Origin of the sequence: Lysinibacillus piscis (assembly GCF_026012395.1) — a bacterium.
In the GTDB taxonomy this organism is placed as follows: Bacteria; Bacillota; Bacilli; order Bacillales_A; family Planococcaceae; genus Lysinibacillus; species Lysinibacillus piscis.
Genome location: NZ_BRZA01000001.1, coordinates 868,621 through 884,216 on the forward strand (window position 1 = coordinate 868,621; position 15,596 = coordinate 884,216).

Consider the following 15,596-nt stretch of genomic DNA (forward strand, 5'->3'; position numbering starts at 1 on the left):
GTCAATTCCTCGTGTACAAATTAGACGAATAACCGTTCTTATTTGTTTCGTTTTTCATCAATTACGCTTCAGCGTAATTGCGTCTGGATTTTTTTCGAGCTCGCTCGTATAAAGGAAGTTAGCCTAAAAGCATCACATCCTGTGACAACGGCTAACTGACCTACATCATGTAGGCCCTCAAAATCCATGACATCCGCTGGGGCTTTTATCTTGATTCAGCGAATGGCTTTTTATTTGCCGCTGACGTTTCACTTTCGATACAAAACCATTTGCTGAACCAAGATAAAAAAGGAATTACTCCATGCACCATAATGATGAAAAACCTACTTGCCATCTACCGCTTTTTTATATATAATCTTTTCCAATAACTAAATGTAAAAACGTTGACGAAGAATAGTACATTTGTTTAGACATGTTTAGAGAGTCTGTGATTGCTGCAAAACAGACCATGTCAGCATTTGGAATGGGCCTTCTGAGTTAGCTTTGTGAACCGACTGTATTTAAGTAGCAAAGCTCGTTTCTTCACGTTACGAAGCTGAGTGGCCTTTTGGCAAGCTGGGTGGTACCGCGGATTTAAACATCATTCGTCCCTTCATTAGAAAAAATCTAATGAGGACGCATGATGTTTTTTTCGTAAACAAAGGAGGAAAAAACATGACAACTATTTTTTCAGGTGTACAACCAACAGGCATTGTGACATTAGGCAATTATTTAGGGGCATTCAAACAATTCCCTGCGCTACAAGATGCAGGCAATGCTATTTATTGTATCGTTGATCAACATGCAATTACAGTACCACAAGATCCAAAAGAGCTGCGTCAAAGCATTCGTAATTTGGCTGCAACGTATATTGCAACAGGCATTGACCCAAAGAAATCTACGCTGTTTATTCAATCTGAAGTACCAGCACATGCACAAGCTGCATGGATGCTACAATGTGTTGCATCCATTGGTGAATTAGAGCGTATGACACAATTTAAAGATAAATCACATGGTAAAGAAAGTGTGTCCGCAGCGCTTTTAACTTATCCACCATTAATGGCAGCTGATATTCTTTTATACAATACGAATATTGTGCCTGTAGGGGATGACCAGAAGCAGCATATCGAGCTGACTCGTGACCTTGCAGAGCGCTTTAATAAACGTTATGGCGATGTGTTTACCATTCCTGAAATTCAATTACCAAAAGCAGGTGCACGCATTAAATCGTTGCAAGAGCCTACGAAAAAAATGAGTAAATCTGATCCAAATACAAAAGCAACGATTAAACTTTTAGATTCAGCAAAAGAGATTGAAAAGAAAATTAAATCAGCTGTTACAGATTCTGATGGGGTTGTAGCATTTGATGTAGAAAATAAGCCTGGCGTGTCCAATTTATTAATCATCGAATCTGCTCTTTCAGGTGTAGCGATAGAAGAGCTTGTACAAAAATATCAAGGGCTTGGCTATGGTGGTTTCAAACAAGGTGTGGCGACGGCGGTTATTGAGCATTTAACACCGATTCAAGAAAAGTTCTATCACTTAGTTGAATCCGCTGAATTAGATATTATTTTAGATGAGGGTGCTGCCAAAGCGAATGCTATTGCTAGTGCAACATTGAAGCGTATGGAAGAAGCAATAGGACTCGGACGTGCACGTCGTTAATGTTTTTCTAACCGCATATTTAATACGATGGCACAAAGTACAATACAAGCACCTACAGCTATATAAAATTCAGTCGTTTGCGTCATAAATCGTAGTACAGCTATCCAAGAATAGCCAAGTGTGCGATAGTTCAAATACAGGACAAGGTTACCAAGCGATAAAATCATAAAACCATAACTAATTAAAAATAAAAAGAAACGAAACAAATTTATAGCATCCTTTCTATTTCTTCTTACTTATCATCTATTCATTTTAACAACAAAAAAGACGTCAGCCTTGTAAATTAGGCTGACGTTTTTATCTTGATTCATATGAGCTTTTTCGAGCGATTTCGGAAAAGTCTAGACACAATTACACCGAAGCATAATTAATCTTCATATTTTTTAAATAGTAAGCTCGCATTATGGCCACCGAAGCCTAGAGAATTGCTCATCGCATACTGAATCGTCGCTTCTCTTGCTTCATTTGGTACATAGTCCAAATCACATTCTGGATCTGGCTCTGTTAAATTGATTGTTGGTGGTAGGATGCCCTCTTTCAATGCTAATGCTGTGAAAATAGCTTCTACACCACCTGCTGCACCTAATAAATGCCCTGTCATCGATTTTGTAGAGCTCATTGCTAATTTATATGCATGCTCACCAAATGTTGTTTTGACAGCCTGTGTCTCAAATAAATCATTGTATGGTGTACTTGTACCATGCGCATTGATATAGTCAACTTGTGAAGGCTCCACACCGCCATCAGCTAATGCCTGTGCCATTGCACGTGCAGCGCCTTCTCCTTCTGGAGCTGGTGCTGTAATATGATGAGCATCACCAGTCGAACCATAGCCAATGACTTCTGCATAAATTTTTGCACCACGTGCTTTTGCATGTTCGTATTCTTCTAAAATAACAATACCTGCTCCTTCACCAATGATGAAACCATCACGGTTTTTATCAAACGGACGAGAAGCGGTTTGTGGATCTGTATTTAATGATAGTGCTGTATTTGCACAGAAACCTGCGACAGCCATTGTGACGATTGGTGATTCTGCGCCACCTGAAATCATGACATCTGCATCACCACGTTCAATGACTTTAAATGCGTCACCGATAGAGTTTGTTCCCGAAGCACAGGCCGTTACTGTACAAGAGTTAATGCCCTTTGCACCTAAACGAATCGATACTTGTCCTGAAGCCATATCAGGAATCATCATTGGTACAAAGAATGGGCTGACACGTCTTGCTCCACGCTCTTGGAATGTTAAAAATTGTTGCTCATATGTTTCCATTCCACCGATACCTGAACCAATCCAAACACCTGCACGAGGTGCTAGCTCCTCATCAATTGTAAGCCCTGCATCCTCCATCGCCATGATGGATGCCGCTAAAGCATAGTGTGTGAAGCGGTCCATTTTACGTGCTTCTTTACGATCCACGTATTTTTCAATATCAAAATCTTTCACCTCAGCAGCAATTTTAGCTGAAAATAGCTCTTTATTTAAACGTGTCAATTCGCCAACGCCCGATTTACCAGCTTTAATATTAGCCCATGTTTCTTCGATGCTATTCCCCAAAGGTGTTACTGCGCCAATCCCTGTAATAACTACTCGACGTTTACCCATTGTTATACTCCCCTCATCTTATCCTTTGTTATTATTTGCCCCATTTCATAGCGATGGCTCCCCAAGTCAAACCACCACCAAAACCAACAAGCACTATTATATCATCATCTTTAATTTTTCCAGCTTCCAATTCATCAACAAGTGAAATACCGATAGAAGCTGCCGACGTATTCCCATATTTGTGAATAGTCTTTGACACCTTTTCCTCTGGTAATGCTAAACGCTCACGTGCTGATTCAATAATACGAATATTCGCTTGATGTGGTACTAAGAAATCCACATCTTCTTTTGTGAGTCCTGCTTTTTCTAAAACACTTACAGCCGATTCACCCATTTGACGTACTGCAAATTTGAATACTTCACGACCGTTCATCGCAATAACATCTTGTTGCGTCAAGTAAAGATGTTTACCACCTGTTCCATCTGCGCCAAGCTCAAACGAGACAATGCCTCGCCCTTCCGATACAGCGCCAATAACAGCAGCACTTGCCCCATCGCCAAATAATACCGCCGTATTTCGATCTTCCATATCCATAATTTTTGTCAGCTTTTCAACACCAATGACCAACACATATTTATAGGCATTGGCTTCTACAAATTGCTTAGCTGTCACTAGGCTATACATAAATCCTGCGCATGCTGCTGCTTGATCCATTGCTGCCGCATTGACTGCACCAATTTGCTCTTGCACCATACATGCTACACTTGGAAATGTTTGATCAGGTGTAACAGTTGCTACTAAAATTAAACCAATTTCTTCTGGTGTAATACCTGCATTTGCAATAGCCTCTTTTGCAGCAGCTACTGCTAAATCTGAAGTATTTTCATCATCTGCGGCAAAATGTCGTTCTTCAATTCCTGTTCGTGTACGAATCCATTCATCTGAAGTATCCATGATTTTTTCTAAGTCAAAATTCGTCACAACTTTCTCAGGAACATATTTGCCAATTCCTATAATACCAGCATTCATACAGTAATCCCCTGCTTTCTTACTATCAATTATTAGTAACTGGTCATAATTATAACTCATAATGTTAGAATGGTGCAAGATGAGAAATATATTTCATCATTATTCAGGTTAAAATTGGACGTTATTATGCGGAGATAGCACCATTTTGATGTTTGTGACAAATTCGCCATGTTTCATAAAAAAGCATTATTTTTTTTTGACATGTGTTATGATATGATAATGGATATGTAGTAAAACTTATATGCAACAAACAAAGTACGGTTGAGGTGAAATTAATGCAATATATCGTAACATTCATATGGTCATTTCTACTAGTATCAATGTTGAACTATGTAGTAAGCTCTGTGCTTGGTGTAGATTTTGATTTCCAAACAGGCGCCATTACTTCTGTTGTATTCGCTATTTTGATTTTCGTTATTGGAGCGATTATTCCAAACGATCCAACACCAGAAGCATCAGAACATCATTAATTGAACGTAAAAAACCTGTTCCGCTCACATGCGAAACAGGTTTTTTTCTACTGGCTTATCATTATTTCTCCACAACACATTGACCATCACGTAAGCGCACATGCAATGTTTCTCCTGGTAACACATCACCTCGTAATAATTCCTTTGCAACAGCTGTTTCAAGATGTCGCTGTACAAAGCGTTTTAATGGCCGTGCGCCAAATTGAGCATCTGCTCCTTGCTCTACTACCCAGTCAATTACTGCTGGCTCTACTACTAATGTAATTTCTTGTTCTGCTACACGTTTCACAAGCTGCTCGACATATTTCCATGCAATGGATGTGAAATGTGCGTCAGATAAAGCATGGAATAAAATAATATCATCCATACGATTCAATAGCTCTGGTTTAAAATGCTGACGTAATGCAGCCATCACTAATTCTTCCACAGCGTCATCGTCCTCCTGTGCCTCCATTAAATAGCTGGAGCCAATATTGGATGTTAAGATAACCACTGTATTTGTGAAATTCACCATACGCCCTTGACTATCTGTAATACGCCCATCATCTAAAATTTGCAATAAAATATTTGCTACATCTGGATGTGCTTTTTCAATTTCATCTAATAGCACAACTGCATATGGATTACGACGAACAGCCTCTGTTAATTGACCACCTTCCTCATAGCCAACATAGCCTGGAGGTGCACCAACAAGACGAGAGACACTATGTTTTTCCATATACTCACTCATATCAATGCGAATAAAATGCTCTTCTGAGTCGAATAACTGTGCTGCTAATGCCTTTGCTAGCTCTGTTTTCCCTACACCAGTTGGTCCTAAAAATAAAAAGCTACCAATTGGACGATGCGGGTCTTTAATGCCTGCTCGTGCACGCCATACCGCCTCTGTTACAAGCTGAACAGCTGTATCTTGTCCAACTACACGTTCATGTAGCGTATCCTTTAAACGTAATAATTTTTCACGCTCCCCCTCCACTAATTTTGTAACAGGAATGCCTGTCCAACGAGAGACAATCGATGCAATTTCATCCTCCGTTACTTCTTCACGTAAAATACGATGCTCTGTCGTTGCCTTCATTTGTTCCTCTAGCTGAGCAATTTCACGCTCTAATGCTGGAATTTTACTATATTGTAGCTCGGCTGTTTTATTCAAGTTGCCTCGCTCCTGTGCTTCCTCTGCTTCACGGCGATATTTATCCAATGCTTCACGCTTATTTTGAATACTTTGCAATGTTTCTTTTTCTGTTTGCCATTGTTTGCGCATACCTTCTGACGATGTTTCCAGCTTTGCTAGCTCGTCACGTAATTGTTCAAGACGTTTTTTACTTGCTTCGTCTTTTTCCTTACGCAATGCCTGTTCTTCAATTTTTAACTGTGTCATACGTCGTTGTACCATATCTAATTCCTGTGGCATCGAATCAATTTCTGTTCGAATCATTGCACATGCTTCATCGATTAAATCAATCGCTTTATCAGGTAAAAAACGCTCTGTAATATAGCGGTTGGAAAGCTCTGCTGCCGCTACGATGGCACGGTCATGAATACGCACTGCATGATGTAATTCAAAGCGTTCCTTTAAGCCACGTAAAATGGACACCGTATCCTCAGTAGATGGCTCACGTACAAGTACCTGCTGGAAGCGACGTTCTAAAGCAGGATCTTTTTCAATATACATCCGATATTCATCTAATGTTGTTGCACCAATACAATGGAGCTCACCACGTGCAAGCATTGGCTTTAACATATTGCCCGCATCCATCGCACCGTCTGTTTTACCAGCCCCAACAATTGTATGGATTTCATCAATAAATAAAATAATACGTCCTTGTGATTCTTTTACTTCTTTTAATACACCTTTTAAACGCTCTTCAAATTGTCCTCGATAGCTCGCACCTGCAATTAAGGCACTCATATCTAGCTCATACAGCACACAATCCTTTAAGCCCTCTGGTACATCGCCTTTCACAATACGCTGTGCCAATCCTTCAACGATGGCTGTTTTCCCTACACCAGGCTCTCCGATTAGTACAGGATTATTTTTTGTTTTACGCGTTAAAATACGCACTACATTGCGAATTTCTTCATCCCGCCCAATAACAGGGTCCATTTTTCCATTTTTCACTTCTTCAATTAAATTACGTCCAAATTGCTCTAATGGTTTTTGATTATCTGTTTGTTGAAACTGCATATACAACACTCCTTTGTTTGACCATTTTTGACTAACTTTATTTTACAACAAATGAATAATATAAGCAAAACAAAAGACTCTAATAATTTTTCCAATTAAACAGTGTTTTACGCTATAATAAAAGCATACTTTTTAACATATACACTATATTTTTAGTACTAATAGAGAAAGCGAGGTGTTTATGATGGGTTTTACTGATAATGTACAAGAAAACCTACACCAACTTTTTCAGCAACATGGTGTTTTTATTAAAGTAAATAAAGACAATAAAATCTTCCTAGAGGGAGAACGCTCAAAGGAAATCTATTATATACAATCTGGTAAAATTTCGATTAGCAAAGAAACAGAGGATGGCAAAGAACTAACGATTCGTATTTGTGGTCCACAAAGCATTATTGGTGAAGGCTCCTTATTCTGTAGTTTAACTTATAATTCCGTCACAGCGAGCGTATTAGAACCATCTACTTTATATGTGCTCAGTCGTCAAACATTAGAGTCATTATTAACCGAGCAACCACATTTAATGGTGACTTATATGCAATGGCTACAAACTGAAAATTTAAAGCATCAAAGCCGCCTGCGTGATTTAATTTTGCATGGCAAAAAAGGAGCATTATTTTCCACATTAATTCGATTATCTAATACATATGGGCAGCCATTAGAAAATGGCTCTATTTATATCAACTCCCCACTCACAAATACAGAAATCGCCAATTTATGTGCAACAAGTCGAGAAATGATTAATCGGATGTTGAATGATCTCAAAAAGCATGGGATTTTATCATTCGACAAAGGCTATATTACCATTCATAATCTACAGTTTTTGAAAGATGAAATTGCTTGTGAAAATTGTCCACTGCAAATATGTCGCATAGATTAAGGGCTGATGAGAAATATAACATTTCTCATCAGCCCTACTTTTCTATCTTTTATTGTGCTGCCGCTTGAATTTCATCAAATGCCCAGTGGTTGCTTGGCACATCTGTGAAGAGTGGCGTTTGTTCTATTGCTGTCACTTGGCGTTCAAATAGGCGATTTAATACTTTTACTGCCTGCGCTCTTGTTAAATAGCCCTCTGGATTGAACGTTGTCGTGCTTGTACCTGTCATAATCCCTTGTGCACTTACTGTAGCAATGGCTTCAGCTGCCCAGTAGTTACCTTTGACATCCTTAAATACTTTCGCTTGCGAGTTAGCTACTTCACCATTTTCCGCTAACCAACGGGCTACTACTGTTGCCATTTGTGCTCGTGTGATCGAGCCATTTGGATTGAAGGTCGTCGCTGTTGTGCCTTTGAATAACCCTACTTCCTTCACAAATTCAATCGCATCTTTGACATCATGTGTTGCTGTATCTATGAATGTCGCTGTTATCTCTGGAATCTCATTATCCGTTAAGTAACGTGCTAGCATACTTGCCATTTGTGCTCGTGTGACCGATGCCTCTGGACGGAATGTGCCATCTGCATAACCTTTAATGTATGGCGTAGAGATTTGTTCCTCTACCACCACTTCCTCTTTCGGCTGTTCTTGTTTCACTGGCGCGTACAGAATCGAGAATGTCGAGAATTTTGTTACCTCAAACTCAATACCTCGTATACCTGCTTTGAAATCAACCACTTTGCCACGCACAACCTCTTTCGTGCCGTCACTATGCTCAATATACACCGCTAAATTATTCAACTGTTCCTGTGTTACATTTTGTGGTAATGGCAATGTTAGGGTCACAGGGCGATTTTGCATATTCGTTTCGATTGTCATTGGTTGACCTAACAATGTGATTGTGGCATTGTTTGTGAATTGTTGTACACTTGTCTCTGCTTTCGCACGTTCTTCTAGCTGTTGCTGTGTTGTCTGTGCTTTTACTGGTACAACACGGAAATAAAGCTCCTGTTCAAATGATTGTAATGAATTTTGCGGAATCGCTATTTTGGCTCCATCTGCTACAATTTCTAAATGTACTTGTCCTGCTTTTAATAAGGTTAATGCTGGTTGTACTACCACAATATCTGTCTGTTGCACACGATTGACTGTATCTGTTGGTAACATGATACGCATTGTATTTATGTTATTTTCTTGTAACTTCCGTAAAGCTTCTGTGGTACTTTGCGCTGTTAATGTCACACGATCTTGTACTGTGCCATCTGTATTCGTTGTACGGTTAATGATGGTTTTGGATATATCCTTCCCATCACCAGATTGTACATTCACCACAAATTGTTCACTTGTTGGATTCATTGTACTACCAGTAGATGAACCTTCACTCGTAAATGGTGGTGTTATCTCTGGAACAGGTGGTACATTCACTCCTTTTACTGTGACCGTAAATGATTTTGTTTTGGTTGCACTGCCTTTAGTAATCGTTGCTGTTAACGTCACCATGCTATCACCCACAAGTGGTCTTGTCACCTCACCATTGGGCTTCACAATTAGCTGTTGACTAGATGACCAACTAATGTTTGTTTGCTCAATACCTGTTGTTGGCAATGTTAGTGGTTGTGTTACTATTGCTGCACTATCCCCTGTAGCATAGCCAATCTCTAGTGCAAGAGCTGCTTGTGCCACAGCTTGCTCATCTGTCAATGGGGCTGGATTTGGTGTCACCGCATCTGATGCCATTGATTCCATGCTATCCCCTTTGTCATTTATCGCAACAACTGTAAAGGTATATGCCGTACCATTGGTTAAACCTGACACTATAATGGAATTTGTCGTACCTGTTGTTTCTAATGTAGGCTGCTCATTGTCATTTACATATACCTTTACTTTATATCCTGTAATGATACTTCCACCATCATTCGTTGGTACTGTGAAGCCTACAGTTGCTTGCCCATCTCCTGCTACCGCTGTCACATTAGTTGGCGCATCTGGTACTGTAGTTACTGTAGTCATTGTTACCTTTCGAATTTTTGAATTACCTAAATCTGTTATATATATATTTCCGATACTATCTACTGCTACTCCCATAGGCAGGCTCAACTGAGCACTTGTCGCAGCTCCTCCATCTCCAGTACTTCCTGGTATTCCCGTTCCAGCTATTGTGGTAATAATTCCTCCTGTGTCTACTTTGCGAATTCGTTGATCTATTGCATCCGAGATATACACATTTCCTGCACTATCTATCGCTACTCCAGAAGGCATACTCAACTGAGCACTTGTCGCAGCTCCTTCATCCCCAGTACTTCCTGGTATTCCCGTTCCTGCTATTGTAGTGATAGTTCCTCCTGTGTCTACTTTACGGATTCGGTGATTCCCTGTATCCGCAATATACACATTTCCTGCACTGTCTACCGTTATTCCTTGGGGATTCATTAATTGAGCATCGGTTGCAGCTCCTTCATCTCCAGCACTCCCTGGTATTCCCATTCCAGCTATTGTGGTGATTGTTCCTCCTGTATCTACTTTGCGGATTCGGTGATTTCCCATATCTGCTATATATACATTTCCTATATTATCTACTACTACATTTTGAGGCATATTCAACTGGGCACTTGTTGCTGGTCCTTCATCTCCAGCATTTCCTTGTATTCCCGTTCCTGCTATTGTAGTGATAGTTCCTCCTATGCCCACTTTGCGGATTCGGTGATTCCCCGTATCTGCTATATATATATTTCCTGCGTTATCTACTGCCACCCCAGAAGGAATATTTAGCTGAGTACCTGTTGCTGTTATACCATCACCACCATTCCCCATTGCTCCAGTTCCTGCTATTGTACTTATATTTCCTCCTGTGTCTACTTTGCGGATTCGGTGATTCCCTGCTTCAGCTATATATATATTTCCTACACTATCTACTGCTACCTGAAAAGGACTCGTTAACGGGGCACTTGTTGCAGGCCCTCCATCCCCACCAATTCCTAATGTTCCATCACCAGCTATCGTTGTAATAATGCCAACTTCCTCTGCATTTGCTGAATGATATTGAGGTCCAACTATGCTTACTAGTAATATCATAACAATGAATATATACTGATATTTTTTGCTCATCTTATGCTCCCCTTTCTACATATCAATAACGCTTTATGTAACCTAATTATAATAAAAGTTAGCCTAAACAAATGTTAAAATTTCTTAACACCCTTTTATTTACTTTTATAAAAAAAGAGAAGTTGTTCACATCAAATGAACAACTTCCCCTTATTGTTTATCGTACGCCTAAAGCCATTTTTGCATAGCGTGACATTCTATCTTTAGACCATGGTGGATTCCACACAATATTGACATTTGTGCTTTTCACCTCTGGTAACTCACTTAACGCTGTGTTTACTTGGTCCACAATAACAGGCCCCATTGGACAACCCATTGATGTTAAGGTCATCGTCACTGTCGCAGCCCCTTCTTCATCTAACTCTACATCATATACTAAACCTAAGTTGATAATATCAATACCAAGTTCAGGGTCAATTACATTTTCTAACGCACTAAACATGCTGTCTTTCATATCTTGATCCATTTTGTATTTCTCCTTTCACCACCATATTAGTTTCATCATAGCAGATGTATGCTCCTATGCCAAATGTTGCGCAAGCCAATCCGTCGCCGCAAGCATTCCTTCTCTAGATACCGCATGCCCAGTATTTTCATCCACCATAAATTGTAGCTCACCTTCATTGCGTTGCTGTAATTGTTCATAAAAATGATAGGTGTCCGCAAATGGAACCGTCTTATCTAATTTACCATGCCAGAAGAACACGGCACGATTAGCAAATTTTTCAGGTGTGAACGCCACATCATATTGTGCTAGTAGCTCATTTGTTTGTGCAATTTCTTGTGCAGACATATGAAAATCAATACCTTTTTCTGCAAATTGCTGGAGCTGGTAAGCCGCTAGTTGAACAAAGCTTGGTGCCCCCATACAAATTGCCGCTGTTTGAAGCCAATCATAGCGTTTAATGCACCCTGCTGTCACAATACCGCCCATTGATGTCCCTGCAACCCCAATACCCTGTGGTGTATAGTGATCCTGAAGTGCTTTAGCTAACAGCCCTACTTCATGAATCGATTGAAGCACGATTTCCCAAAAACGTACATTCATTTGTGCTTCTTTAAAGTTCTCACTACGCTCCCCATGCCATTTCGCATCTGGCAATATAACACGTACTCCTTTTTGAACAAGCTGATACGCATAATGAAGGTTATGCTCCTTTGCACTCATAAAACCATGTAAAAAAATAACAGTTGGAGCATGGTCATCCATATCATTAGAATATACATGTAATAGTGGGATGTTTCCCCATCGTTTTTGTTCAACAAGCATTTTTGTCACTCCTAATAACTTCTTCCTATCATTTTTATCCTAACAAACTTTTTTATCCATGACAAAATTTTGACGAATCAGTGACAACACGATACTATTTTTACTATAGGAAGGGGTAATACATGATGAAACCACATTTAATTGTTTTAGATTTAGATGGCACATTATTAACAGACCAACAACAAATTTCAGCGAAAACGAAAAAAATATTATTGCAGGCGAAAGAATATGGGCATCAGGTAATGATTGCTACTGGTCGTCCTTATCGTGCAAGTGATATTTACTACCATGAACTAAACTTAACAACACCTATTATTAATTTTAATGGTGCTTACGTGCATCATCCGAAAAATGCTGCATGGCAAACCATGCACACACCGATTGATTTGAATGTTGTGCATGATGTGATTGGCTCGGTTAATGCCTATGAATATGACAACATTATTGCAGAAGTAAAAGACGATATTTATGTACATGTAGAAAATGACGCTATTTTTGATATGTTCCATATGGGCAACCCGAAAATTACACTTGGTGATTTATCCTTAAATTTATTTGAAAATCCAACGAGCTTATTAATTCAAGCAAACGAGGCCAATTCTACTATTATTCGTGACCATTTACAGGCTGTTCATGCAGAGGTATTGGAACACCGTCGTTGGGGAGCACCATTCCATATTATCGAAATTGTACGTAAGGGGCTAAATAAAGCAGTCGGTCTCGCACATGTTGCTAAAGATTTAGGCATTCCACGTGAGCGTATTATTGCTTTCGGTGATGAGGATAACGATTTAGAAATGATTGAGTATGCTGGTATCGGTGTCGCTATGGGCAATGGGATCCCTGCATTAAAAAACATTGCCAATGAAGTGACTGCAACGAATAATGAAGATGGTATCGCTAATCTATTAATAGAACGTTTATCATTAAAGGAATAGGAGGGGCATTCATGAAAATTTTCACAGATAGTGGCTGTGATTTACCAAAATCTTATTACCACGACAATGATGTTATACTTTTACCATTGCGTGTACATTTAAACGATCAGGAATATGATGATGTACTGTCAATTGATTCGAAAGAAATTTACAATGCCATTCGCCAAAACATTCGTCCTAAGACGTCCCAAGTCTCACCTGAACTATTTTTACAGCAATTCGAAGAGCTGGCAAAGCAGGATGAAGAAGGTATTTATATTGCTTTTTCATCTGAGCTATCAGGCACATATAATACCGCTCTTATGATTCGCAACCAAGTGCTGGAGCAATATCCAGCATTAAAGCTCACAATCATCGACTCTAAATGTGCTTCATTAGGACAAGGTCTTGTTGTAGAGGAAGCGGTGCGTTTACGCCATTTAGGAGGCATTTCCTTAGAAGAGATGGCTACAAAAATTCAAGCATTTGCTGACAGTATGGAGCATTTATTTACGGTAGAGGACTTAGATTATCTTGCTAAAGGTGGACGTGTATCGAAAGCCAGTGCCTTTCTTGGAGGCTTACTGAGCATTAAACCGATTTTACATGTAGAGGATGGTAAGCTCGTACCGATTGAAAAGTCACGTGGACGAAAAAAGGCACTTGCTCGCATTTTAGAATTAATGCAAGAACGTGGTGGCTCATTTGCCGATAAAATTGTCGGTATTAGCCACAGTGATGATATAGCCTTTGCGACAGAAGCAAAGGAAGCGATTGCCCAACGATTTTCACCACAAGCTATACAAATGACAATGATTGGCTCTGCCATTGGTTCACATGTTGGACCAGGGACCATCGCCATCTTTTTCATCAATCCACAAAAAATCCGCTAAAATTAAAGCGGATTTTTTGCATCTTCTTCTCTACGTCGTTCTTTACCACGCTTCATAATAATGACTACAAAGCCGATAAAAATTACCCATACTAATGCTAGTGCAATCATATAAGGTATATTAAACCCTTCATCATCTCTTACTTGATATATTTCTACTAATTCTCGATTTAAAATAACAGGGTAGACATTTTTCTCATTTAAACGCACTTTTTCTTGCTGTAAAATACCGTTCAGCATTTTCTTTTCACCAAGTTGCTCAGGTGTGAAATCCACACGTTGGGTTTTACTTGTATTATTCACCATAATAACCCATTTTTCTTTATCTGATGTACGTGTAAATACAAGTAAACCATTGTCATTGGTAATCACTTCAAACTTACCGTTACGCAATGTGTCTGACTGATTACGTAATGTTTGTACATTTTTGATATAGTCAATCAGCTCAGTATCTGTTTTAAAATTGTATAGCTGGTGTGTATCTGGCTTTTGTTCACCATTCATAGCAATCTCTGTTCCATACTGCACAATTGGGATACCTGGCATCATAAACAATGCACCCAATGCGACTTTTAAGCGTGTTGGAGGAAACATATTTTCAGAAGCAGAATCAAATGTAAAACGATGCGTATCCAACGAATCAATCATAATTTGCGTCGGTTGCGCTGTTGCAAAAGGTGCCATCAATTGAGATGAATCTTCATCAACATTTTTAAATATTTGCTGATAAATGGCTGCTGTTGCAGTGGAAACCGTTGCATCAAAATTCGCATCACTATCCACATTTGAAATAATATATAATGATGGATTCACCGTTTTCAATGCCTCAATCATCGTATTTATAAATGCCGTATCAATACCTTCAATTTGTGTTAAACGCACGCCACCAACAGGATATGTTTTCACAAAATCAGTTACAGCCGCTAATAATGCCGCTTGTACCTCTGGATTGGTAAAATCCCACTGCACTTGTCCATTTTTCGTGCTAGCAATCCAGCTTTGCTTCGCTTGGTCCTGTGCCCATTCATGATTCGAGCTCACATTATTTAATGGGAAGTCAACCATAATAGCCATCTTTTGTTCTTTATAGGCTGTAATCACCTGTTGTAGCTCTTTATCTGTACCGAAATGTCTTTCCAGTGCTGTATAGCTTGTTGGCATAGAGCCATCATATTTTTCCGTCGCAAAAATCGACCCAATGGACACAATGGAATAACCCATGTCCCCAATAAATTTTACTTTATTTTGTAAGCCTACAAAATCTCCACCTGCAAATTCCTTTGGATCCTTTGTATTTGTATCAAAATCGTTTGCACCCGACCCATTAAAATAACGGTCAACGAGTAAATCATAAATGCTGGAATCTACTATCTTTGTAGTAGACTGTTCATCAGCATGTGCCACTGGTACTGCACTTGCAAGTAAACAAGTTACCGCTACGGTGCTTATCCATTTTTTCAACTTCACATGTATTCCCTCTCTTTCATCGTCATTTTACCAAATAACATAGGAGCGTCGCTATCCTTTCCATCGATTTTCCGAAAATGCGAGATGAATTACGACAAAAAAGTGTCAAGCCATTATGCTAATTCAATAAAAAAGACCAGTAAGAAAACATTCACTCGTTTTCTTACTGGCTTTCCTATTGTT

The 15,596-nt window shown here is 39.3% G+C and carries 13 protein-coding genes and 1 other annotated feature; of the genes, 5 read left to right on the forward strand and 8 right to left on the reverse strand.

The window, feature by feature from the left end:
- The first annotated feature begins 374 nt into the window (after window positions 1-374).
- Window positions 375-595: a binding site (T-box leader), on the forward strand.
- Between the two features lie 59 nt (window positions 596-654).
- Window positions 655-1,644 carry a tryptophan--tRNA ligase gene (gene trpS / locus OPF91_RS04350; RefSeq protein WP_264987460.1) on the forward strand — a complete coding sequence of 330 codons (990 nt, stop codon included), beginning with the start codon at window positions 655-657 and terminating at the stop codon, window positions 1,642-1,644.
- Here the strand turns inward: trpS and OPF91_RS04355 are convergent.
- The 3 genes from OPF91_RS04355 to OPF91_RS04365 form a co-directional block, all read right to left on the reverse strand.
- Window positions 1,641-1,850 carry a YuzI family membrane protein gene (locus tag OPF91_RS04355; RefSeq protein ID WP_264987461.1) on the reverse strand — a complete coding sequence of 70 codons (210 nt, stop codon included), beginning with the start codon at window positions 1,848-1,850 and terminating at the stop codon, window positions 1,641-1,643. The genes trpS and OPF91_RS04355 overlap by 4 nt on opposite strands.
- Before the next feature lie 161 nt (window positions 1,851-2,011).
- Window positions 2,012-3,253 (reverse strand): beta-ketoacyl-ACP synthase II, encoded by a 1,242-nt coding sequence (gene fabF / locus OPF91_RS04360; RefSeq protein ID WP_264987462.1) that lies wholly within the window; start codon window positions 3,251-3,253, stop codon window positions 2,012-2,014.
- 31 nt (window positions 3,254-3,284) lie between these two features.
- Window positions 3,285-4,223 carry a beta-ketoacyl-ACP synthase III gene (locus OPF91_RS04365; RefSeq protein WP_264987463.1) on the reverse strand — a complete coding sequence of 313 codons (939 nt, stop codon included), beginning with the start codon at window positions 4,221-4,223 and terminating at the stop codon, window positions 3,285-3,287.
- A gap of 275 nt (window positions 4,224-4,498) precedes the next feature.
- Between OPF91_RS04365 and OPF91_RS04370 the strand changes: the two genes are divergently transcribed.
- Complete coding sequence (locus tag OPF91_RS04370) at window positions 4,499-4,693, forward strand: YjzD family protein (protein ID WP_264987464.1); 195 nt, start codon at window positions 4,499-4,501, stop codon at window positions 4,691-4,693.
- Window positions 4,694-4,754: 61 nt separating this feature from the next.
- Here the strand turns inward: OPF91_RS04370 and OPF91_RS04375 are convergent, their stop codons facing one another.
- On the reverse strand, window positions 4,755-6,881 hold the full coding sequence (locus OPF91_RS04375; RefSeq protein ID WP_264987465.1) for an ATP-dependent Clp protease ATP-binding subunit: 2,127 nt from the start codon (window positions 6,879-6,881) through the stop codon (window positions 4,755-4,757).
- A gap of 184 nt (window positions 6,882-7,065) precedes the next feature.
- Between OPF91_RS04375 and OPF91_RS04380 the strand changes: the two genes are divergently transcribed.
- A complete protein-coding gene (locus OPF91_RS04380) occupies window positions 7,066-7,761 on the forward strand; it encodes a Crp/Fnr family transcriptional regulator (RefSeq protein WP_264987466.1) in 696 nt (231 codons plus the stop codon).
- A 49-nt stretch (window positions 7,762-7,810) separates the two neighbouring features.
- Here the strand turns inward: OPF91_RS04380 and OPF91_RS04385 are convergent, their stop codons facing one another.
- The 3 genes from OPF91_RS04385 to OPF91_RS04395 form a co-directional block, all read right to left on the reverse strand.
- Complete coding sequence (locus OPF91_RS04385; protein WP_264987467.1) at window positions 7,811-10,867, reverse strand: NHL domain-containing protein; 3,057 nt, start codon at window positions 10,865-10,867, stop codon at window positions 7,811-7,813.
- Window positions 10,868-11,024: 157 nt separating this feature from the next.
- Window positions 11,025-11,333 carry a metal-sulfur cluster assembly factor gene (locus tag OPF91_RS04390; protein WP_264987468.1) on the reverse strand — a complete coding sequence of 103 codons (309 nt, stop codon included), beginning with the start codon at window positions 11,331-11,333 and terminating at the stop codon, window positions 11,025-11,027.
- Between the two features lie 54 nt (window positions 11,334-11,387).
- Window positions 11,388-12,137: a prolyl oligopeptidase family serine peptidase gene (locus tag OPF91_RS04395; RefSeq protein ID WP_264987469.1), complete on the reverse strand. Its 750-nt coding sequence runs from the start codon at window positions 12,135-12,137 to the stop codon at window positions 11,388-11,390.
- A 125-nt stretch (window positions 12,138-12,262) separates the two neighbouring features.
- Between OPF91_RS04395 and OPF91_RS04400 the strand changes: the two genes are divergently transcribed.
- Together OPF91_RS04400 and OPF91_RS04405 are read left to right on the forward strand one after the other, a co-directional pair.
- On the forward strand, window positions 12,263-13,075 hold the full coding sequence (locus OPF91_RS04400) for a Cof-type HAD-IIB family hydrolase (RefSeq protein ID WP_264987877.1): 813 nt from the start codon (window positions 12,263-12,265) through the stop codon (window positions 13,073-13,075).
- 11 nt (window positions 13,076-13,086) lie between these two features.
- Window positions 13,087-13,947, forward strand: coding sequence for a DegV family protein (locus OPF91_RS04405; protein WP_264987470.1), 861 nt, complete (start codon window positions 13,087-13,089; stop codon window positions 13,945-13,947).
- A gap of 2 nt (window positions 13,948-13,949) precedes the next feature.
- Here OPF91_RS04405 and OPF91_RS04410 read toward each other — a convergent pair whose 3' ends face one another.
- A complete protein-coding gene (locus OPF91_RS04410; RefSeq protein WP_264987471.1) occupies window positions 13,950-15,413 on the reverse strand; it encodes an alpha-amylase family glycosyl hydrolase in 1,464 nt (487 codons plus the stop codon).
- Between the last annotated feature and the right edge of the window lie 183 nt (window positions 15,414-15,596).

Excerpts from the sequence above, each read along its gene's own strand:
- OPF91_RS04395 (WP_264987469.1), bottom strand. The coding sequence starts at position 12,137 with ATGCTTGTTGAACAAAAACGATGGGGAAACATCCCACTATTACATGTA.
- OPF91_RS04370 (WP_264987464.1), top strand. The coding sequence starts at position 4,499 with ATGCAATATATCGTAACATTCATATGGTCATTTCTACTAGTATCAATG.
- trpS (WP_264987460.1), top strand. The coding sequence starts at position 655 with ATGACAACTATTTTTTCAGGTGTACAACCAACAGGCATTGTGACATTA.
- OPF91_RS04385 (WP_264987467.1), bottom strand. The coding sequence starts at position 10,867 with ATGAGCAAAAAATATCAGTATATATTCATTGTTATGATATTACTAGTA.
- OPF91_RS04380 (WP_264987466.1), top strand. The coding sequence starts at position 7,066 with ATGGGTTTTACTGATAATGTACAAGAAAACCTACACCAACTTTTTCAG.
- OPF91_RS04405 (WP_264987470.1), top strand. The coding sequence starts at position 13,087 with ATGAAAATTTTCACAGATAGTGGCTGTGATTTACCAAAATCTTATTAC.
- OPF91_RS04390 (WP_264987468.1), bottom strand. The coding sequence starts at position 11,333 with ATGGATCAAGATATGAAAGACAGCATGTTTAGTGCGTTAGAAAATGTA.
- fabF (WP_264987462.1), bottom strand. The coding sequence starts at position 3,253 with ATGGGTAAACGTCGAGTAGTTATTACAGGGATTGGCGCAGTAACACCT.
- OPF91_RS04375 (WP_264987465.1), bottom strand. The coding sequence starts at position 6,881 with ATGCAGTTTCAACAAACAGATAATCAAAAACCATTAGAGCAATTTGGA.
- OPF91_RS04400 (WP_264987877.1), top strand. The coding sequence starts at position 12,263 with ATGAAACCACATTTAATTGTTTTAGATTTAGATGGCACATTATTAACA.
- OPF91_RS04365 (WP_264987463.1), bottom strand. The coding sequence starts at position 4,223 with ATGAATGCTGGTATTATAGGAATTGGCAAATATGTTCCTGAGAAAGTT.